Here is a 20,695-nt window from a genome sequence, read left to right as displayed (position 1 = left end):
TCGGAATGACGGGACAGGCCGGTCAGGGGAAAAAGCCCCGTCCGGGACATCGTAAAGTCGCGCAATGGACCCGCGACTACGAGCGGCTGCCCGGGATTCCCGACGAATTCATCGCCCAGGACGGCACGCCCCGCGAGGTCTGGACGCGGTTCTTCGAGGCCTTCGGCGCCATGGCGCCTGTCGAGATCGAGCGCCGCTTCGGTTCCGCCGACCGTCATCTCCGGGAAGCCGGCGTCACCTACCGCGCGCCCGGCGAAATCGCCGACCGGATCTGGCCACTCAGCCATGTGCCACTCCTGATCGACGAATCCGAATGGCTGCAGATTTCAGCGGCAATGACGCAGCGCGCCGAGTTGCTGGAGAAGATCCTCGGCGATCTCTATGGCGATGCCAGCCTTGTCGCGTCCGGCGCGATCCCGGCGGCGGCGATTGCCGGCAGTTCGGAATATCTGCGGGCGATGCGCGGTGTGAAACCGCCCGGTGGCCGCTATCTCAACGTCTATGCCGCCGATCTCGGCCGCGGTCCCGATGGCCGCTGGTGGGTGCTCGGCGATCGCACGCAAGCGCCGTCCGGCATGGGCTATGCGCTGGAAAACCGACTGGTGCTGTCGCGCGCCTTCACCGACCTCTACAAGTCGATGAATGTCGAGCGCGTCGCGCCGTTCTTCGAAGCGTTTCGCGACAGCCTGCGCGCCTCTGCCGACCGCGATGAGCCGCGCGTCGGCCTGTTGTCACCGGGGCCGTTCAGCGAGACCTATTTCGAACACGCGACGCTGGCGCGCTATCTCGGTTTCCTGCTGGTGGAAGGCGATGACCTCGCAGTCTCAGGCGACCGTGTGCACATCCGCACTGTGGCCGGCTTGAAGCGCCTTGATGTGCTGCTGCGCCGTGTGGATGCCAATTCGCTCGACCCGCTGGAGCTTGATGCCTCGTCGCAACTCGGTGTGCCCGGGCTGATCGACGTCGTCAGAAAGAATGGCGTCGTCGTCGCAAACATGCCCGGCTCCGGCGTGATGGAAGCGCGCGCACTGCTGGGCTTCCTGCCAAGCTTGAGCCGGAAGCTGCTCGGCGAACCACTCAAGATGCCGCATATCGCCACCTGGTGGTGCGGCCAGAAATCGGCGCGCGAGGAAGTGCTGGCGCGGCTCGACGATTTCGCGATCGAAGGCGCCTATGGCGGAGCGGTGCCCGGTTTCCCTGGCTACTCGCCTGTGCTGCCGTCGCAGCTCTCGCCGGATGAACGCGAGCGCCTGAAGGCAGCGATCTCCAATCGCGGCGTCGATTATGTCGGGCAGGAGCTGGTGCAGCTGTCGACTACGCCGGTCTGGGACAATGGCCGGCTCGCGCCGCGCCCCTTCGTGCTGCGCGTCTTCGCGGCGGCGACGCCGGACGGTTGGACCATCATGCCCGGTGGTTTCTGCCGGATCGCCGACCAGCCCGATGCCCGCGCCGTGTCCATGGGCGCGGGCGCACGCGCCGCCGACGTCTGGGTGGTGGCCGACAAGGCCGTTGCTGCATCGACGCTACTGCCGGCCGTGGACAATGTGCGTATCCGCCGCATCGCCGGCTGGGTGCCAAGCCGCGCCGCCGACAATCTGTTCTGGCTCGGGCGCTATCTCGAGCGCGCCGAATCCACACTGCGTCTGATCCGTGCACTCAGCGTGCCGCAGCGCGATCCCGGCAAGGGCGGCGCCACTGGACAGCAGTCGATCGAGCGCATCCAGCGCATGCTGATGACTTGGGGCGCGACATCGCTGACATCACGTTCGCAGCCGGCGAAGGTCGCCGCGCAAGCCTTGCAGAGCGAGGAGCAGTTTGGCTCGGCGCTATCGCTGGTGCGCTCCGCATTGCGGACCGCAACCTCGCTGCGCGAACGGCTGTCGCCGGATGCCTGGCAGGTCATCACCGAAATGGCCGAGCGGCTTGCGCATGAGGTCGAAGATGACGATGACGTCGTCAGTGCGGCCGAGCTGACCTTGCAGGAACTGGCGAGCTTCGCCGGTCTCGCGCAGGAAAACATGAACCGCGCCGCCGGCTGGCGTTTCCTCGAAATGGGGCGCCGTGCCGAACGCGCGATCAACACCACGCGCTTTGCGCGGCAATTCGCGTCCGACGAGGCGACGAGCGACGATCTCGACATCCTGCTGACGCTGGTGGATTGCCAGATCACCTATCGCTCGCGTTATCTGGTTGGCCCGCTACTCGCGCCGGTGCGCGATCTCGTGGTGCTCGATCCCTATAACCCGCGCTCGGTGGCGTTCCAGGTCTCGGCACTGAACGATCACATCGCCAGCTTGCCGACGCTGAAGGAAAACGGCCTGATGGAACGGCCGCAGCGGCTGGCCGTGGCGCTGCGCTCGTCGCTGGTTACCGGCGAGGCATCCGAGATTCATACCAAGTCACTGTTCGCGCTGGAGCAGGATCTGCTGACGCTGGCGGATTCGATCGGCCTGCATTACTTCCCGCACGGCGCCAGCGCATCGCGTCCTGAAAAGCTCACGGGGCTGGCGTGATCTACGAAATCCGCCATGTCACGACCTATAGCTATGAAAGCCCGGTGAGCTATGCGCGCTGCTCGCTGCGTCTGCAGCCCAATAGCAGCGCCGGTCAGCAATTGGTCTCGCACAGCGTCGATATCAAACCGCTGCCGGCGGCCCGCGCCATGCGGACGGATTTCTTCGGCACGCCGACGGAAAGCGTACTGATCGAAACCCCGCACAAGATGCTGCGGATCGATAGCCGGTCGCGGGTCTATGTCGAGCGCTTCGCGCCGGGGCGCGGCGACGACAGTCCTTCCTGGGAGAGCGTCCGCGAAGCGTCGTTCGATTCCAGCGACCTCAGCGGTGCCTCGCCGATCGGCTACGTCTTCGCCAGTCCGCTGGTGCCGATCATCGATGCCGTCACGGACTATGCGGCGGTGAGCTTTACCGAAGGCCGCGGGATTCTCGCGGGCGCCGTCGACTTGATGCATCGCATCCGCACCGAGTTCAAATACGATCCGAAGGCCACGGTGATTTCGACGCCGTTGCAGGAGGTGCTGGATAAGCGCCACGGCGTCTGTCAGGATTTTGCGCATATCATGATTGCGGGCATGCGCGGCCTCGGTCTGCCTGCGGCCTATGTCAGCGGATATCTGCGCACCATTCCCCCGCCGGGCAAGGAACGCCTGCAGGGCGCCGACGCGACCCATGCCTGGGTGTCCGTCTGGTGCGGCGAGGAACTCGGCTGGATCGGCTTCGATCCGACCAACGACATTTTGGTCGAGAACGATCATATCGTGCTGGCGATCGGCCGCGATTTCTCGGACGTGTCGCCGGTCGATGGCGTGATCGTCGGCGCGCGCAAGCAGAAGCTCGCTGTCGCCGTCGACGTGCTGCTGCTGGAATGACCATCGTCCGTCGCGCGCATAACACGGCCGACATCGTCATTCTCGGTGCTGGTGCGGCCGGCCTGATGTGCGCCGGCATTGCGGGGCAGCGCGGTCGCTCGGTGATGCTGCTTGAGCAGGCGAGGGCGCCGGGCGAGAAGATCCGCATCTCCGGTGGTGGGCGCTGCAATTTCACCAACCTGCATACGACGCCGGCGAATTTCCTGTCGCAAAATCCGCAATTCTGCAAATCCGCACTGAAGGGGTTTACCCAGCAGGATTTCATCGCACTGGTCGAGAAATATCGCATCGCCTATCACGAGAAGACGCGCGGGCAACTCTTCTGCGACGGCTCGTCCCAGCAGATCATCGACATGCTGCTGGATGAAAACCGCCGCAGCGAGGTGCAGATGCGGCTTGGCGTCGGCATTCTCGGCGTGACGAAGAACGAGAGCGGCTTCGTTGTCGCCACGGATCAGGGCGAATATCGCAGTCAGTCGCTGGTCGTCGCGACCGGCGGGCCCTCGATCCCGAAAATGGGCGCCAGTGCCTTTGGTTACAAACTGGCGCAACAATTCGGGCTGAAGATGATCGCGCCGCGGGCCGCACTGGTGCCCCTGACCTTCGACGTTGCGGCGCTTGCGCAATTCAAGGATCTGGCGGGCGTTGCCGTCGATGCCGTGGTCAGTGTCGGCAAGACCAAATTCGACGAGGCGCTGCTGTTTACCCATCGCGGTCTTAGCGGTCCGGCAGTCCTGCAGATTTCGTCCTATTGGCGCGACGGGCTCGATGTCGTCATCGACATGGCGCCGACGCGCGATGTGCTCGCCGCCTTGAAGGAGGCACGCCGCGAACGTCCGCGGCAGGAACTGGCGACCGTGCTCGGCGATCTCCTGCCCAAGCGACTGGCCCAGATGATCGCCGACAAGATCGCCGGCCCGCCGCGGCTGGCGGATTTTTCGGACAAGCTTCTGGCGTCGGTAGCCGCGGCGGTGAAGGAATGGCGCGTGCGGCCGAACGGCACCGAGGGTTATCGCACGGCCGAGGTAACCCTTGGCGGCGTGGACACCACAGAACTGTCATCGAAAACGTTTGAGGCCACATCGGTGCCGGGGCTATATTTCATCGGTGAGGTCGTCGATGTCACCGGCCATCTCGGCGGCTTCAATTTCCAATGGGCGTGGTCCTCCGGCGTTGCCGCGGGGCGGCACGTCTAGACAGACTCCGGCGAATATCCAACAATCCGTCCATGATCTATCGCCACGCCATCGGTGACCATACGCATGTCTTCGCGGATCTGCGCGACCTCATGGCCAAGGCAACGCCGCCGCGATCCGGTGATCGGTTGGCCGGGATTGCAGCCGAGACCGCCGAGCAGATGATCGCGGCGCGGATGGCGCTGGCGGATGTGCCGCTCAGGCAATTCCTGCAGGAAATGGTCGTGGCTTACGAAAACGACGAGGTCACGCGTCTCATCGTTGATACGCATGATGCCGCCGCATTTTCCGTGATCTCGTCACTGACCGTCGGCGGCTTTCGCGACTGGCTGCTGTCAGACGAGGCCGCGCCGCAAGTCCTTCAGACCGTCGCCGGTGGCATCACCCCGGAAATGGCCGCCGCTGTCTCTAAGCTGATGCGCAATCAGGACCTGATCCTGGTGGCCAAGAAGTGCGAGGTGATCACGCGCTTTCGCAACACCATCGGGTTGCGCGGGCGCATGAGCGTGCGGTTGCAGCCGAACCACCCGTTCGACGATATCAGGGGCATCACGGCATCCATTCTCGACGGGCTGGTGCTGGGCTCCGGTGATGCCTGTATCGGCATCAATCCGGCGAGCGACGATCCGGCGGTGCTGAGCGGGTTGGTGCGGCTGCTCGACGATGTCATCACCAAGCTGGATATTCCGACCCAGAGTTGCGTGCTCACCCATGTCACGACCAGTCTTGATCTCATCAACCAAGGCGCCCCGGTCGATCTGGTGTTTCAGTCCATCGCCGGGACAGAAGCCGCCAACAAGAGCTTCGGCATCGATCTGGCGATCCTGAAGGAGGCGCATAATGCCGGCCTCTCCCTGAAGCGCGGCACGCTCGGTCAGAACGTCATGTATTTCGAGACAGGGCAGGGCTCGGCACTGTCGGCCAACGCCCATCACGGCGTCGATCAGCAGACTTTGGAGGCACGGGCCTATGCAGTTGCGCGGGCGTTCGATCCACTCCTGGTGAACAGCGTCGTCGGCTTCATCGGCCCCGAATATCTCTATGACGGCAAGGAGATCATCCGCGCCGGGCTGGAGGATCATTTCTGCGGCAAGCTGCTCGGCCTGCCGCTGGGTGTCGATGTCTGTTACACCAACCATGCCGAAGCCGATCAGGACGACATGGACAATCTGCTGACGCTGCTGGCCGCGGCCGGTGTGACCTTCGTGATGGGCGTCCCCGGCGCCGACGACGTGATGCTGAATTACCAGTCGACGTCATTTCACGACGCGCTCTATATCCGCGACCTCTTTGGGCTCAAACGCGCACCGGAATTCGACGACTGGCTGCAACGGGTCGGGCTCTCCGGAGCGGATCTTCGCATTCGCGATCGGGACGGCCTGCTGCCCGATCTGGCCGCGCGTCTGATCGCCTGACGTCAATAAACCGTCATAAGGCGTGGCGCTTGGCGCGCACTTGCGCGGAGCTGGTCACGACCTTGTCACCGCCCGCCACAATCTTGAAGAAATTCTGGCCCAGATTCGGACGTCGTGATTAGATCGCACAAAGTATTCGGCAGGAGTGGAACGGTTTTATCTCGGCAATGTTATTGAAGGTTCAGCGCTTATGGGGACCGCTGATGCAATCACAGAGGAATTTTGATGAGAGCTGAGGGCAGGCAGACGGTCCGGCGCATTCTGTGCGTCTTTCCGCGATACACGTCTTCATTTGGCACGTTTGAATATTCATATCCTCTGACCGACGGCGTTCAGGCCTTTATGCCTCCCCAGGGCTTGCTGCTGATTGCCGCCTACATGCCCGAGAACTGGGAAGTCCGTTTCATCGACGAGAACATCCGTGCCGCCACGCCCAATGATTTCCTGTGGGCCGAAGCTGTGCTGGTGTCAGGCATGCACATCCAGCGTACGCAGATGAACGACATCTGCTACCGCGCGCATTCCTACGATCTTCCGGTGGCGATCGGAGGGCCGTCGGTCTCGTCATGCCCCGATTACTACCCGGCTTTCGACTATCTCCATATCGGCGAACTCGGTGATGCCACCGACCAACTGATCGATATCCTGGAAAAGGATACGTCGCGGCCAGACCAGCAGGTCGTGCTGAAGACCACTGATCGCCTGGACATGACGAGGTTTCCGATTCCGGCCTATGAACTGGCTGATATTCCGCGCTACTTCCTCGGCAGCATCCAGTATTCTTCGGGCTGTCCGTATCAGTGCGAGTTCTGCGATATTCCCGGCCTCTACGGGCGCAATCCGCGCCTGAAATCGCCGGAGCAGATCACCGCCGAACTCGACAAGCTGCTCGAATGCGGCATCATGGGCTCGGTCTATTTCGTCGATGACAACTTCATCGGCAACCGCAAGGCGGCGCTCGATCTGCTGCCGCATCTCGTCGAGTGGCAGAAGAGGACCGGTTTTGTCTTGCGCCTGTCCTGTGAGGCGACGCTGAACATCGCCAAGCGGCCGGAAATCCTTTCGCTGATGCGCGAAGCCTGGTTCGGCACGATCTTCTGCGGCATCGAGACGCCCGATCCCGTCGCCCTCAAGGCGATGAAGAAGGATCACAACATGATGGTCCCCATCATGGAGGCGATCGAGACGCTGAACAGCTTCGGCATGGAAGTCGTGTCCGGCATCATCCTCGGCCTCGATACCGACAAGCCCGAGACCGGCCAGCATTTGCTCGAATTCGTGGAAACCTCACAGATTCCGCTTCTGACCATCAACCTTCTGCAGGCGCTACCGCAAACGCCGCTTTGGGACCGGTTGAAGAAGGAAGGCCGCCTGAACGAGGACGAGGGGCGCGATTCCAACGTCGACTTCTTGTTGCCCTATGAAGACGTCGTGAAAAGCTGGCGGCGCGCCATGGGCAGCGCCTATGTGCCGGAGAAGCTGCTCGAGCGCTTCGAGTACCAGATCCGCCATACCTATCCGAACCGCATCAAGCCGCCGATCGGCGCCATGCTGACCTGGAAGAGCATCCGGCTCGGGCTGGTGATGCTGCGCAATATCTTCTGGAAGGTCGGTGTGCTCGGCGACTACAAGCGAGCGTTCTGGAAATTCGCATTCCGACGGCTGGCCCGCGGCGAGATCGAATATCTCATCAGCGGGATCATGGTCGCGCATCATCTGATCAATTTCGCGCGCGATGCGTCCGGTGGTCAGACCAACGCGTCCTATTATTCGTTGAAACTGCAGGACGCTGCCGTTCCGGCCGAATGAGCGATAGGCTGGCGTCATGACAGATCGGAATGACGTGACGCCGCCTTCGCCGCAGCGCTCCCTCGCGGAGCTGCGGGCACTGACCCCGGCGCGTGTGGGGCTCGGTCGGGCCGGAGCCAGTCTGACCACGCAGGCCCTGCTCGATTTCACGCTTGACCATGCCCGCGCACGTGACGCGGTCCATGCGCCCTTCGAGGCCGAAGCCATCGCGGCTGCGCTGGCCGGGCTGGGGACGAGCGCGCTGGTGGTGACGAGCCAGGTCGCGGATCGTGCCGACTATCTCAAGCGCCCCGATCTTGGCCGCCGACTGTCTCGCGAGTCACGGGAGTTGCTTGAAGGGAGCGACAGCGCCGCGTCCGATCTGGTGATCGTGATTGCGGACGGCCTGTCTCCGGCTGCGGTCAATGCGCATGCGCTTGGCCTGCTGGATGCGTTAATGCCCAAATTGGCGGGGGTCGGGATCGGCGCTGTTGTCGTTGCCGGCGGCGCCAGGGTCGCGCTCGGCGACGAGATCGGTGCGTTATTGCGGGCCCGGATGACGATCATGCTGATCGGCGAACGTCCTGGTCTGTCGGCGCCGCAGAGTCTCGGCGCCTACCTGACCTTCGCCCCGCAGCCGGGTCTGACGGACGCTGCGCGCAACTGCGTGTCGAACATCCAGGTGGCCGGCCTGTCCTTCGAGGAGGCAGCGAGCAAGATTGCCTGGCTGGCGCGCGAAGGGCTGAATCGCAACATGACCGGTGTGGCTCTGAAAGACGAAAGCGGCCTGCAAATGGTAGCGCCGCTCGCTGCGCCAGTATAAAACAACAGCCTCTGCGCTCCATTTTGTGACCTGAAACGCAACCTCCGCGCGCTCCCCGCCTTGCGATGTGTCATACAGACCTGCTACATCTGCCCGCGGCAAATTTACCGCATGTTTTCAAGGGCTAGCGCTGTTCGGTCTCGCCGATTCCAGCCTTACTACTGCCCGCGACGCTTGCTAGGCAGACGCCGCTGACGACAGGACTGGACAGGGTATGCACGATACGGTTCCCCCCACGACGCGGATATGAATAAATTGCGCAAGGGGCCGATCAGCATCGCCTTCGGGCTCGAGCGCATCGGTCTGATCGCGGTGAAGGCGCCGATTCTGTCCTGCGTGATCCTGCTCGCGCTGGTGATCGGCGCGATCTTTGGCATCCAGCGCATCAAGATCGACGATTCACTGAGCCAGCTATTTCGTTCTGACAGCAAGGAATACAAGCAATACGAGGAAGTGACGAAGCGCTTCCCGTCCACCGAGTTCGACGTGCTTGTCGTGCTCGAAGGCAAGACACTGCTTGCACGCGACAATCTTGGAAAGATGCGCGACCTCGTCACCGACCTGCAATTGGTCGATGGCGTGCGCGGGCTGATCTCGATCTTCTCGGCGCGCCAGACGCCGGCCCCCGGCAAGTTGCCGGCAGCGCTGTTTCCCAACGATCTTCCTGAAGGCGCCGACTACGACAAGTTCATCGAGACGGTGAAGCAGAACGAGCTGATCCGCGGCAAGCTTTTGTCCGACGATGGAACTCTGGCGCTGGTGGTGCTGTCGCTCGACCCGGTCGTGGTCAGCAACAGCAAGCTCAGCACCGTCGTCGCCGATATCCGCAAGACCATGAATGAGGACCTGGCCAATAGCGGTCTGACCAAGGAATTGTCGGGCGTGCCGGTGATGCAGCTCGAAATCCGCAACGCGGTCGAGCGCGACGGCCTGATCTATAACATCGCCGGCATTCTCGCTGGCTGCGTCATTGCGATCATCTTTTTCCGCAAGATCTCGTTCATGATCATCGCGGCGTTTCCGCCGCTGCTGGCGATCCTGTTGTCGCTCGGCGCACTCGGCTGGGCCGGCTTCAGCCTCAACATGTTCCTCAATGTGATGACGCCGCTGATCATGGTGATCAGTTTTGCGGACTCGATGCAGCTCACTTTCGCGGCGCGTGACCGGTTGATCGCGGGCGAGGACAAGTATTCGGCATTTACGAATGCGGTTCGTGTCGTGGGTCCGGCCTGCGTCCTCACCCATGGCACCGCCGGCATTTCGTTCCTGGCGTTGCAGTTCTCCAACTCGGACCTGATCCGCGCCTTCGGCGAGGCCGGTCTCACGGCGACCATCATCGCGCTGGTCGCGGTGCTGTCGCTGGTGCCGGTGTTCGGCGTGCTGCTGGTGCGTAACGAGAAGATTTTCGCCGCCAAGTTCCAGACCGCCGATGCCGGCGTGCAGGCGCTGCGCGCCTTCTGTTACTGGATCGCGGTGCGCATGGTCGGCCGTCCTGGTCTGTTCAGTCTGATCTCGCTCGTCGTCGTCGTTGGTCTCGGGATCGTTTATGCCAATCTCGAGCCGCGCTATCGGCTGGCCGATCAGGTGCCGGACAAGGAGCAGGCGGTTGCGGCCAGCGGGCGCCTCGACGCCAAGCTGACCGGCGCCAATCCGATCGACGTGCTGATCGAGTTTCCGAAGGGCGCGGATCTCTATTCGCCGGACACGTTGGCGACCATCGCCGAAGTCCACGCCATGGTCGAGAAGCAGGCCGGTGTGGGTAACGTCTGGTCGCTGGAAACGCTGCGGCGTTGGCTGGCGGAAAAGGCCGGCTCGTCGGATGTCGCGACGCTGAAGGAATATGTCAGCGTGATACCCGAACATCTGGTGCGCCGCTTCATCTCGGCGGACCAGACGGCGGTGGTGGTGTCCGGCCGTGTGCCCGACAGCGATTCGAGCAAGATCCTGCCGGTGGTCGACAAGCTCGACAATGCGCTGAATGCCGTTCGCACCAAGCACCCGGGCTATGAGATTGCGGTGACCGGCCTCTCGGCGATCGCGGCGCGTAACAGCGCCGGGATGATCGAGAAGCTCAATCACGGCCTGACCATCGAATTCGGATTGGTCGCCGTCTTCATCGGCCTCGCGTTCCGCTCGTGGGTGGTGATGCTGGCCTGTATCCTGCCGGGCATCTTCCCGGTGGTGCTGGCCGGCTTCGTATTGTGGCTGCTCGGGGAGGGGCTGCAATTCGCCAGTGTGGTGGCACTGACAGTGTCCTTCGGTCTCGGCCTTAGCGCCACGATCCACTTCCTCAACCGTTTGCGTCTGGAAGACACGCCGGGCACCGATCCCGCGATCGCCGTCGAGCGTGCGACTGTGCTCGTTGGTCCCGCGCTGATCCTGACGACGGTGGTGCTGGCCTGCGGCCTCGTGGTGACGGTGTTCTCGGACCTGCCATCGCTGCGGCTGTTCGGCTGGCTCAGCGCCTTCTCGATGGTCGCGGCACTGGTGGCCGATCTGTTCATCCTGCGCCCGACCGCGATGTGGCTGATCAATCTGCAGCAGCGCCTTACGGGTAGTTCGGTTCTTGCGAAGCAAGAGAAGTAATCAACCGCGCATAGCAAGGACGATCAAATAAAAAAGCCCTCGGATCTCCCCGGGGGCTTTTTTGTGAGTGACGTTGGAGCTGGCTCAGCTCTTGACCATGTTGATCGAGACGCCGCGAATTTCACCCTTGGAGCTGATCGACACCGACTGCTTGTTGCCGCGGGTCGTCAGCGTGATGTTGGCGGCAAAGCCCGCGGCCTCGACGAAGACGTCGATCTGGCCGCCGCCCGCCTTGCCGACCAGATTGCCGTAGACGTTGCGGCTGGCTTCGCTCCAGCTGCCGGACACGTTGTTGCCCTGGCTGGTGACATTGCTGGAGAGGTCGAACTTGTAGCTGTCGCTGGCGCAGCGCAGCGTCTGAGCCAGTGCGCTGCCGCCGCCATCCACCTTGTAGGTCGCCCGGCAGCGAATGCGCTCCGACGACCCGTCCGACATGGAGACCGTTCCGGTACCGCTCCAGGCCCCGTCGAAGCCGGCAAACGGTCCGGACTGGGCATGGCCTGCGGACACAGACAGCAGCAGGACCGCGCCAGCGCCAGCGGCCTTGAGGGCGTGCCCGAACCGCTTTGTAGAATGGAATGTCATGTAAGTTTTCCCAAAATAGCGCTGTGTAACCGAGTTATGCCGCGCCTCATCGAAGCTTAAGTGTCGCTGCACATCTTTAGGTTCAATAGAGCGATCATAATTGGACGATTGTAAAAGTAACATGTCACCGCCCACAAGCGCGAAGGTTCCCGGAGCGGAACGGGTGGAGGTGATGCGCGTCTGAACAATTGTCCTAAAACCTTATCTTGTCCTGCGGGGTTGGCATCGGCCGGCCCTGCAGCCAGTGCGGCCATGTGCGCAAGCTTTCGCCGCATTTATTCGTGTCTGTGGCGGCGGGAATGTTCTGTGTCCTGATTGCATCCATCGCCGCGAATTCGCCGATGTGCCTGAAGATAAAGCCTTCCCGGCGATGCGAATGTTTCAGTTTATGCTATGCACCACACGGGCTGTGATCTCGTCACCATATTGAAGGAAGACAATGCGTAAATTTCTCCTGGTACTGTCCGTGCTTTCCGCATCTGCCTCGACCGGTGCATTGGCCCAGCAAAACCAGCCCCGCAGCGGCACCGACGCGGAGCAGAAGGCTTGCACCCGCGACGTGCAGAAGCTCTGCCGCAACGTGATGGATCAGGGCGACCTCGTGGTTCTGTCCTGCCTCAAGGAAAACCGCCCCAAGATCAGCAAGGCCTGCAACGATGTGCTGGTCAGCCACGGCCAATAAGCCCGCCGATGTGAGATTCCGGGCTCGTGGCGCCGTTTTGGTCTCGCCGCGAGCCCGCTAAGACGTGATCCGGCCCGGCACTGGCTGCGGCCGAAAGTGGCATATTGGCATTGGTCTCACGGGCCAATTTGCCCTATATGGGGGCTCGCGGCCGACCCCGCCTGCCGGTATTACCGGACCTTGGCGGCCCCCGAGCCATCCCGTTTAAATCCAACGTAGCCAGTTCTGGATGACCCCTGCGAGCGAACTGCGATCCGGCAAGACCGATCGTGACGAGAATTTTCCTGTCGCGTCGTGGATTATCCATCCGCGCCACCGGGCGCTGATTCTTGCCTTCTATAATTTCGTCCGGACCGCAGACGACATTGCCGATCACGCGCTGCTCGATGCGCCTGCAAAACTGGCTCTGCTCGACGAGCTGGAGGCCGACCTGCTCGGTCAGGGTGACGGCCAGGCCGAAGCGGTGATCCTGCGCGAGGCGCTGCAGACGCGGGGTATGGCCCCGCGTCATGCGCTCGACGTCCTGACGGCCTTCCGGATGGACGTGACCAAGCTGCGTTACGCCGACTGGGATGAGCTCATTCATTATTGCTCGTTCTCGGCGATGCCGGTCGGACGTTTCATGCTCGACGTGCACGGCGAAAGCAAAGCCACCTGGCCGGCGTCGGATGCGCTGTGCGCGGCGTTGCAGATCAACAATCACCTGCAGGATTGCGGCAACGACTATCGCGATCTCGATCGGGTCTACATTCCGCAGGACACGCTGGACCGGCACGGCGCCTCGGTGGAAGATCTCAAGCAGGCGAAGGCGTCGCCGGCGCTGCTGGCCTGTATTCGCGAGCTGGTCGCCAAGACCGAGACCCTGATGCACGAGAGCGAGACGCTGACGGTTCATATCGCGGACGTCCGGCTGGGCTGCGATGTCGCCGTCATCGAGACTTTTGCCTGGCAGATACTGAAGATGCTGAAGATGCGCGATCCGCTGAGCGAGAAGGTCCATCTCTCTAAGGCCAGCATGGCTGGCTACGCGCTGGCCGGCATTGCCGGCGGGCTGTGGCGCCGCGCCACCACGAGCGCCCCGATGCCTCGTTCGACGACGCCGGGCGCATGAACCAGATGACGAGCCAGGTGAACAATAGCGAATCTCAGAGCGAGGTTCAGGGCGTTGCTGCCGGCAGCTCGTTCTATGCCGCGATGCGCATTCTGCCGCGTGCCCAGCGCGATGCGATGTTCCAGATCTACAGCTTCTGCCGTCAGGTCGACGATATCGCGGATTCCGATGGTCCGCGCGACGTCAGGCTCGCTGACATGCAGCAGTGGCGCGCAGATATCGATGCGCTCTATGCAGGCAATCCGCCAGCGCGTGTGCGCGACTATGCCGGGCCAATCAAGCAATTCGGCATGCGCAAAGAGGATTTCATCGCCGTCATCGACGGCATGGAGATGGATATCCCTGCGGATATCCGTGCGCCTGACGATGCGACGCTCGATCTGTATTGCGATCGTGTTGCCAGTGCCGTCGGCCGCTTGTCGGTGAAGGTGTTCGGCATGCCGGACGAAGACGGCATTCTGCTGGCGTATCATCTCGGCCGTGCGCTGCAGATCACCAATATCCTGCGCGATATCGACGAAGACGCCGACATCGGCCGTCTCTATCTGCCGCGTGAGCTGCTCTATCACGCCGGCATCACGTCGAGCGATCCGGACGTGGTGCGCGCCAGCCCGGCATTGCCGAAGGTCTGTGTGCCGCTGGTGAAGCGGGCGCAGGCGCATTTCGAAAAGTCCGACGAGATCATGGCGCGTAACAAGCGCCGCGTGGTGCGCGCACCGCGGATCATGTCGAAATATTATCACGCCATCCTGGAATTGCTGGTGACGCGTGGCTTTGCTTTGCCGCGCGACCCCGTTCGTCTCGGCAAGGCCTCCAAGATAGCGATCCTGCTGCGATACGCGATTATCTGATGCAAAAGACCGCTCATATCATTGGTGCCGGCGTTTCCGGCCTGTCGGCCGCCGTGCGTCTCGTCAATGCCGGCTTCAAGGTCCACGTCCATGAGGCGACGCAGCAGGCCGGTGGCCGCTGCCGGTCGTATTTCGACGCGCAGACACAGCTCCAGATCGACAACGGCAACCATCTGGTTCTGTCGGGCAACAGCCACGTCGTGGCCTATGCGAAGTCGATTGGCACCGAGGCCGGGCTCGTTGGTCCGAAGCGGGCGCAATTCGCATTTGCTGATGCCAAGACTGGCAAGCGCTGGCAGCTCGATCTCGGCGATGGCAAGATCCCGACATGGTTGTTCGACAAGACGCGCCGCGTCCCTGACACATCAGTCGGCGATTATCTCGCTCTGTCGCCGCTGATCTGGTCGTCGAATAGTCGTCTCGTCGGCGATGCCATTCGCTGTGAAGGCGTCCTCTACGATCGTCTGGTGCAGCCACTATTGCTGGCCGCGCTCAATGTCGATCCGCCGGAAGGCTCGGCTGGCCTCGCCGGCGCCATCGTGCGCGAAACGCTGCTGGCAGGCGGGCAGGCGTGCCGTCCGCTGATCGCCCGCGCGGGTCTTAGCGATGTTCTGGTCGAGCCTGCGATCGAATTGCTGCGCGCCAAGGGCGCCGGCGTTCATTTTGGCCATGAGCTGCGCGGTTACACCATGAGTGGTGATCGCGTCACCGAGCTGAAGTTTGGCGCTGAAGACGTCATCACGCTTGGCGCGGACGACGTCGTGGTGATGGCTGTTCCGCCATGGGCCGCAAAATCGCTATTGCCTGGCGTGAAGACACCTACCGAATTCCGCGCGATCGTGAACGCGCATTTCAACTACGTTCCGCCAGCAGGCCACGCGCCGCTGGTCGGCGTTGTCGGCGGTGTGGTGGAATGGTTGTTTGCTTTCCACAATCGCCTGTCGATCACGATCAGCAATGGCGACCGTTTCGTGAACACACCGCGCGAACAGTTTGCGCAACAGATCTGGGACGAGATCTGCAAGATTTCGAATATCCAGGCGCCGCTGCCCGCCTGGCAGATCGTGCGCGAGCGCCGTGCTACTTTTGCGGCTACGCCTGCCCAGGATGCCCTGCGTCCGGGCACACGCACCGATTTCAAGAATCTTTTTCTCGCGGGCGATTGGACCGATACCGGTCTGCCGGCGACTATTGAGGGATCGGTGCGGTCGGGTGACCGCGCGGCCGATCTCGTTCTGGCGATGCGCTGACTGTCGCGCAACCAGACGATCATTCACGACGAGTACGGAGATATGGCGAGCGAGATGCATTCGGTCAGTCCAGAGATCACAATTCAGAACGCGGCGCTCGAGACGAGCATCGCTTCGGCGAAGCAGGGCCTGCTGAAGTTCCGGCAGCCTGACGGCCATTGGGTATTTGAGCTCGAAGCCGACGGCACGATCCCGTCAGAATACGTGTTGTTGCGGCACTACCTCGGCGAGCCCGTCGATGCCGAGCTTGAAGGTAAGATCGCCAACTATCTGCGCCGCACCCAGGGCAAGCATGGCGGCTGGGCGCTGGTGCAGGACGGCGACTTCGATATGAGCGCCAGCGTGAAAGTGTATTTCGCGCTGAAGATGATCGGTGATTCGACCGACGCGCCGCATATGGTTCGCGCCCGCGAAGCGATCCGCTCGCGCGGCGGCGCCGTCAACGTCAACGTCTTCACGCGCTTCCTGCTCGCGATGTTCGGCATCCTCTCCTGGCGCGCCACTCCGGTGCTGCCGGTCGAGATTATGCTGCTGCCGATGTGGTTTCCGTTCCACCTCAACAAGATGTCCTACTGGGCGCGCACCACCATCGTGCCGCTCATGGTGCTCGCAGCGCTGAAGCCGCGCGCGCAGAACAAGAAGGGCGTCGGCATCGACGAACTGTTCCTGGAAGATCCATCCAGGATCGGTGGCATTAAACGCGCACCGCATCAGAGTCGCGCGATGTTCGCCTTCTTCACCGGTATCGATATTCTGCTCCGCGCCGCCGAACCGTATTTTCCCAAGAAGCTGCGCGCCCATTCGATCGCGAAAGCCGTCGAGTTCTGCGAGGAGCGCCTGAACGGCGAGGATGGTCTCGGTGCGATCTATCCGCCGATGGCCAATATGGTCATGATGTATGAAGTGCTCGGCTTCCCCGCCGACTATCCGCCCCGCGCCATCCAGCGGCGCGGTATCGACAAGCTTCTGATTGTCGGTGAGGTCGAAGCCTATTGCCAGCCTTGCGTATCGCCGGTGTGGGACACCGCGCTGACCGCGCATGCGATGCTGGAGACCGGCGGCGATGAAGCGTTCGGTCCGGCGAAAGAAGGTCTCGACTGGCTGGCTACCAAGCAGGTGCTCGACGTGAAGGGCGACTGGGCGGTGAAGCGGCCGGACCTGCGTCCGGGCGGCTGGGCGTTCCAGTACAACAACGCCTATTACCCGGATCTCGACGACACGGCCGTGGTGATGATGGCGATGGACCGCGCACGCCGTCAGACCGGCGGCAAGGAATACGACGTTGCGCTCGATCGCGGCCGGGAGTGGATCCTCGGCATGCAGAGCAGCGACGGCGGCTTCGCGGCGTTCGAGGTCGATAACCTCGAATATTACCTCAACAACATTCCGTTCTCGGACCATGGCGCGTTGCTCGATCCGCCGACAGAGGATGTCACCGCGCGTTGTGTCTCGATGCTGGCGCAGCTTGGCGACACCGTCGAGACCTCGAAGCCGCTGGCAGACGGTGTGGAATATCTGCGCCGTACCCAGCTCGCAGAGGGCTCCTGGTATGGCCGCTGGGGCCTGAACTACATCTACGGCACCTGGTCGGTGCTGTGCGCTCTCAATGCCGTTGGCATTGATCACCGGGATCCAGCGTTTCGCAAGGCGGTGGACTGGCTGCTGTCGATCCAGAACGAGGACGGCGGCTGGGGCGAAGATGCGGTCAGCTATCGACTCGACTACAAGGGATTCGAGGCGGCCCCGAGCACGTCGTCGCAAACGGCATGGGCCTTGCTTGCGCTTATGGCGGCAGGCGAGGTCGATAATCCGGCTGTCGCCCGTGGAACGCGGTACCTGATGGACACACAGACGGAAAAAGGACTCTGGGACGAGGCCCGTTACACGGCTACCGGCTTCCCCCGTGTGTTTTATCTGCGTTATCATGGCTACTCGAAATTCTTCCCGCTCTGGGCGTTGGCGCGGTTCCGGAATTTGAAGAGCACCAACAGCAAGACCGTAGGGGTTGGGATGTGATTTTGGGCGATGGGGGCATTTCGACCGCGGGCGATACAACCGACCCGCGGCCGGTATTGATCGTCACGGGGCTGGTGCAGGAAGCGAAGATCGCTGCCGGGCCGGGAATGACCGTCATTTGCAGTTCAAGCGACCCCGTCCAGCTCCGCAGCCTGCTGGCTGACTTCGACCCCGCCAGCATCCGCGGCGTCATCAGCTTCGGCGTCGCCGGCGGCCTCGATCCCGATCTCAAATCAGGCGCTGTCGTTGTGGCCACGGAAGTGGTGGCCGGCAACAGCCGTTGGTCAGCGTCTGAAGTCCTTAGCGATGAACTGATCGCCGGTGCCGGCGTCGGCCGCCAGAAGGTGTTTCGCGGTGGTCTGGTTGGTGTCGAGAAGGTCGTGACGGGGCAGGCCGGCAAGGCCGCATTGCGCTCGGAATTCGGTGCCGCTGCTGTCGATATGGAAAGCCACATCGCCGCCGAGTTCGCCGCCATGGCCGGACTGCCCTTTGCCGCTTTGCGCGTGGTCAGCGATCCCGCCCATCGCGCCCTGCCGGAAATCGCCACCACTGCGATCAAACCCAATGGTGATGTCGATCTGCGCAAGGTGCTGCGCGGCATCGCCCGCAATCCTCTGGTGATTCGGGCGCTGGTTTCGACCGGGCGCGACTTCAATCGCGCTTTGCGCAGCCTGCGCGACTGCCGCAGCTATCTGCTGGGTCACACCAACCTGGTTTCCGCGGACGTCTGAGCAAGGCTCTGATAGGCCTTACTGGCCGCTCTCCACTAACATCGCTACAAAGAAAAAGGGCGCGATTTGCATCGCGCCCTTTTTGATATCCGATCTGAAATCGCTCAGGCAGCGGTCGAAGCCTTCTGCGCCTTTTCCTCTGCCTTGGCGGCAGCGGCGACAGCTTCTTCCTTGCGGATGTCCGACAGGCGCTTCTGAACTTCCGACGAGAACACGTACTGCGCCGGGCGCTGCTTGGTGAGGTCGATTTCCGGCGCCATCGGGCCCGAGGTCTTGATGCCGCGCATCGCCACCCACATGGCCTTGAAGGGGTTGCTGATCGCCGCGTCCGCAGCGGTCGGCTCGTAGCCGCAATGGGCCATACAGTCGGCGCACTTCTCGTACTTGCCGGTGCCGTAGGTGTCCCAATCGGTGGTGTCCATCAGTTCCTTGAACGTCTTGGTGTAGCCTTCACCAAGCAGGTAGCAGGGCTTCTGCCAGCCGAAGATGTTGCGCGCGGGCATGCCCCACGGCTTGCACTCGTATTCCTGGTTGCCGGCGAGGAAGTCCAGGAATAGGCCGGAATGCATGATGTTCCACTTCTTGCCCTTGCCGAGCGCAAAGACGTCGCGGAACAGCTTCTTGGTCTTGGTGCGGTTCAGGAAGTGCTCCTGATCCGGCGCACGCTCATAAGCGTAGCCCGGCGACATCGAGACGCCGACACCGAGCTCCACGGTGAAGTCGAGGAACTTGGCAATGTCCTCGGCCGCGTGGCCGTCGAAGATGGTCGCGTTGACGTTGACCGCGAAGCCCTTGGCCTTGGCGGCCTTGATCGCGGACACGGCCTTGTCGAACACGCCTTCCTGCGACACGGCCTTGTCGTGATGATCCTTGAGGCCATCGAGATGCACCGAGAAGAACAGGTAGGGCGACGGCGTGAACAGGTCGAGCTTCTTCTCAAGCAGCAGCGCGTTGGTGCAGAGCGAGACGAACTTCTTGCGCTCGACCAGGCCGCGCACAATCTCGCCGATTTCCTTGTGGATCAGCGGCTCGCCGCCCGGGATCGCAACCATCGGCGCGCCGCACTCGTCCGCAGCATCCCAGCATTCCTGCGCCGACATGCGGCGATTCAGGATGGCGTTCGGATAGTCGATCTTGCCACAGCCGACACAGGCCAGGTTGCAGCGGAAGAGGGGTTCCAGCATCAGCACCAGCGGATAGCGCTTCTGGCCAGTCAGCTTCTTCTTCAAGAGATAGGAGCCGATCTTCATTTCTTTAAAAAACGGAATGGCCATTTCGAATTTTCTCTCTGCGCATCACATCGTGACGAAGGTGGATCAAACCGCGGTCAGTTCGGCGGGTAGCTTGAATTCGATATTCTCTTCACGTCCGGGCAACACCGACACCGCAACCGGTCCGATCCGCCGTAAGGTCTCGATCACGTCATCTACAAGCACTTCTGGCGCGGATGCGCCAGCCGTGATGCCTACGGCACGCGCATCCTTCAACCAGGCGGGGTTGAGTTCGCTGCCATCGGCAATGAGGTAACTTGCGACACCGACTTCGGTGCCGATTTCGCGCAACCGGTTCGAGTTGGAACTGTTGGTCGCCCCGACGACCAGGATGACGTCCACAAGTTTGCTGAGGTCTCTTACCGCAGATTGGCGGTTTTGTGTTGCATAGCAGATATCGCGGGTATCGGGGCCCTCAATGTCACTGAAACGCTGTTCCAGGGCCAAAATGATGTCCTTGGTGTCATCCACGCTGAGGGTCGTTTGGGTGATATAGGCGACCGGTTCCTGCGGTGGCAGCGTCAGTGCCTTAACGTCCGCAACGCTCTGAACAAGGTAAACCGGGCCGGGCACCTGTCCCATGGTACCGTCAACCTCCGGATGGCCTGCGTGGCCGATCAGAATGACCTTGCGGCCCTTGGACATGTACCGCTTGCCCTGGTTGTGGACCTTGGTGACAAGCGGACAAGTTGCATCCAAAACAGGCAGGCCACGGGTAGCCGCTTCTTCCTCGACGCTGCGGGCGACGCCATGGGCGCTGAAGACGGTCATCGCATTCGGAGGCACTTCCGAGAGTTCCTCGACGAAAATGGCGCCCTTGGCCTTCAGGCTCTCGACCACATATTTGTTATGGACGATCTCATGGCGGACATAGACCGGCGCGCCGTAGCGCTCAAGAGCACGCTCGACGATCTCGATGGCACGCACGACGCCCGCGCAGAAGCCGCGCGGCTGAGCCAGAAAGATTTCAAGGGGACGACGATCAAGCACGGGGTACAAAGT

At 62.2% G+C, this 20,695-nt stretch carries 16 protein-coding genes; 13 read left to right on the top strand and 3 right to left on the bottom strand.

Annotated features, from left to right (window positions below):
* The first annotated feature begins 5 nt into the window (after positions 1 to 5).
* The 7 genes from RSO67_RS07515 to RSO67_RS07485 all read left to right on the top strand — a co-directional run bounded on the left by RSO67_RS07515 (position 6) and on the right by RSO67_RS07485 (position 11,196).
* Entirely contained in the window at positions 6 to 2,513 is a 2,508-nt protein-coding gene (locus RSO67_RS07515) for a circularly permuted type 2 ATP-grasp protein (RefSeq protein WP_315842976.1), read from the top strand.
* Positions 2,510 to 3,388 (top strand): transglutaminase family protein, encoded by an 879-nt coding sequence (locus tag RSO67_RS07510; protein ID WP_315842975.1) that lies wholly within the window; start codon positions 2,510 to 2,512, stop codon positions 3,386 to 3,388. The genes RSO67_RS07515 and RSO67_RS07510 overlap by 4 nt, the downstream gene beginning before the upstream one ends.
* Positions 3,385 to 4,584, top strand: a complete 1,200-nt coding sequence (locus tag RSO67_RS07505; RefSeq protein WP_315842974.1) for an NAD(P)/FAD-dependent oxidoreductase — start codon at positions 3,385 to 3,387, stop codon at positions 4,582 to 4,584. Before RSO67_RS07510 ends, RSO67_RS07505 begins: the two co-directional genes overlap by 4 nt.
* A 32-nt stretch (positions 4,585 to 4,616) precedes the next feature.
* Entirely contained in the window at positions 4,617 to 5,999 is a 1,383-nt protein-coding gene (locus tag RSO67_RS07500; RefSeq protein WP_315842973.1) for an ethanolamine ammonia-lyase subunit EutB, read from the top strand.
* Between the two features lie 225 nt (positions 6,000 to 6,224).
* Positions 6,225 to 7,808, top strand: coding sequence for a B12-binding domain-containing radical SAM protein (locus tag RSO67_RS07495; RefSeq protein ID WP_315842972.1), 1,584 nt, complete (start codon positions 6,225 to 6,227; stop codon positions 7,806 to 7,808).
* A gap of 16 nt (positions 7,809 to 7,824) precedes the next feature.
* Positions 7,825 to 8,610, top strand: coding sequence for an ethanolamine ammonia-lyase subunit EutC (gene eutC, locus RSO67_RS07490; RefSeq protein WP_315842971.1), 786 nt, complete (start codon positions 7,825 to 7,827; stop codon positions 8,608 to 8,610).
* 246 nt (positions 8,611 to 8,856) lie between these two features.
* The gene (locus RSO67_RS07485; protein ID WP_315842970.1) at positions 8,857 to 11,196 is read left to right on the top strand and encodes an efflux RND transporter permease subunit; all 2,340 of its coding nucleotides are present in this window, start codon (positions 8,857 to 8,859) and stop codon (positions 11,194 to 11,196) included.
* An 84-nt stretch (positions 11,197 to 11,280) separates the two neighbouring features.
* Here the strand turns inward: RSO67_RS07485 and RSO67_RS07480 are convergent, their stop codons facing one another.
* Positions 11,281 to 11,781, bottom strand: coding sequence for a hypothetical protein (locus tag RSO67_RS07480; RefSeq protein ID WP_315842969.1), 501 nt, complete (start codon positions 11,779 to 11,781; stop codon positions 11,281 to 11,283).
* Between the two features lie 439 nt (positions 11,782 to 12,220).
* Between RSO67_RS07480 and RSO67_RS07475 the strand changes: the two genes are divergently transcribed.
* The 6 genes from RSO67_RS07475 to RSO67_RS07450 all read left to right on the top strand — a co-directional run bounded on the left by RSO67_RS07475 (position 12,221) and on the right by RSO67_RS07450 (position 18,422).
* Positions 12,221 to 12,463 carry a cysteine rich repeat-containing protein gene (locus RSO67_RS07475; protein ID WP_092146618.1) on the top strand — a complete coding sequence of 81 codons (243 nt, stop codon included), beginning with the start codon at positions 12,221 to 12,223 and terminating at the stop codon, positions 12,461 to 12,463.
* A 229-nt stretch (positions 12,464 to 12,692) separates the two neighbouring features.
* The gene (gene hpnC / locus RSO67_RS07470; protein ID WP_315842968.1) at positions 12,693 to 13,574 is read left to right on the top strand and encodes a squalene synthase HpnC; all 882 of its coding nucleotides are present in this window, start codon (positions 12,693 to 12,695) and stop codon (positions 13,572 to 13,574) included.
* Positions 13,571 to 14,425 carry a presqualene diphosphate synthase HpnD gene (hpnD, locus tag RSO67_RS07465; RefSeq protein WP_410001818.1) on the top strand — a complete coding sequence of 285 codons (855 nt, stop codon included), beginning with the start codon at positions 13,571 to 13,573 and terminating at the stop codon, positions 14,423 to 14,425. Before hpnC ends, hpnD begins: the two co-directional genes overlap by 4 nt.
* Complete coding sequence (hpnE, locus tag RSO67_RS07460; RefSeq protein WP_315842967.1) at positions 14,425 to 15,675, top strand: hydroxysqualene dehydroxylase HpnE; 1,251 nt, start codon at positions 14,425 to 14,427, stop codon at positions 15,673 to 15,675. Before hpnD ends, hpnE begins: the two co-directional genes overlap by 1 nt.
* 42 nt (positions 15,676 to 15,717) lie before the next feature.
* Positions 15,718 to 17,691, top strand: coding sequence for a squalene--hopene cyclase (shc, locus tag RSO67_RS07455; RefSeq protein ID WP_410001817.1), 1,974 nt, complete (start codon positions 15,718 to 15,720; stop codon positions 17,689 to 17,691).
* A complete protein-coding gene (locus RSO67_RS07450; protein ID WP_315842966.1) occupies positions 17,688 to 18,422 on the top strand; it encodes a phosphorylase in 735 nt (244 codons plus the stop codon). Before shc ends, RSO67_RS07450 begins: the two co-directional genes overlap by 4 nt.
* Before the next feature lie 104 nt (positions 18,423 to 18,526).
* Here the strand turns inward: RSO67_RS07450 and hpnH are convergent, their stop codons facing one another.
* The gene (gene hpnH, locus RSO67_RS07445; protein WP_315842965.1) at positions 18,527 to 19,696 is read right to left on the bottom strand and encodes an adenosyl-hopene transferase HpnH; all 1,170 of its coding nucleotides are present in this window, start codon (positions 19,694 to 19,696) and stop codon (positions 18,527 to 18,529) included.
* A gap of 42 nt (positions 19,697 to 19,738) precedes the next feature.
* Entirely contained in the window at positions 19,739 to 20,683 is a 945-nt protein-coding gene (ispH, locus tag RSO67_RS07440) for a 4-hydroxy-3-methylbut-2-enyl diphosphate reductase (RefSeq protein WP_315842964.1), read from the bottom strand.
* Positions 20,684 to 20,695: the final 12 nt, after the last annotated feature.

It is taken from the genome of Tardiphaga sp. 709 (genome assembly GCF_032401055.1).
Taxonomy (GTDB): Bacteria; Pseudomonadota; Alphaproteobacteria; order Rhizobiales; family Xanthobacteraceae; genus Tardiphaga.
The sequence above is the reverse complement of the archived record's forward strand: the minus strand, read 5'-3'. Positions and strand labels throughout refer to the sequence as shown.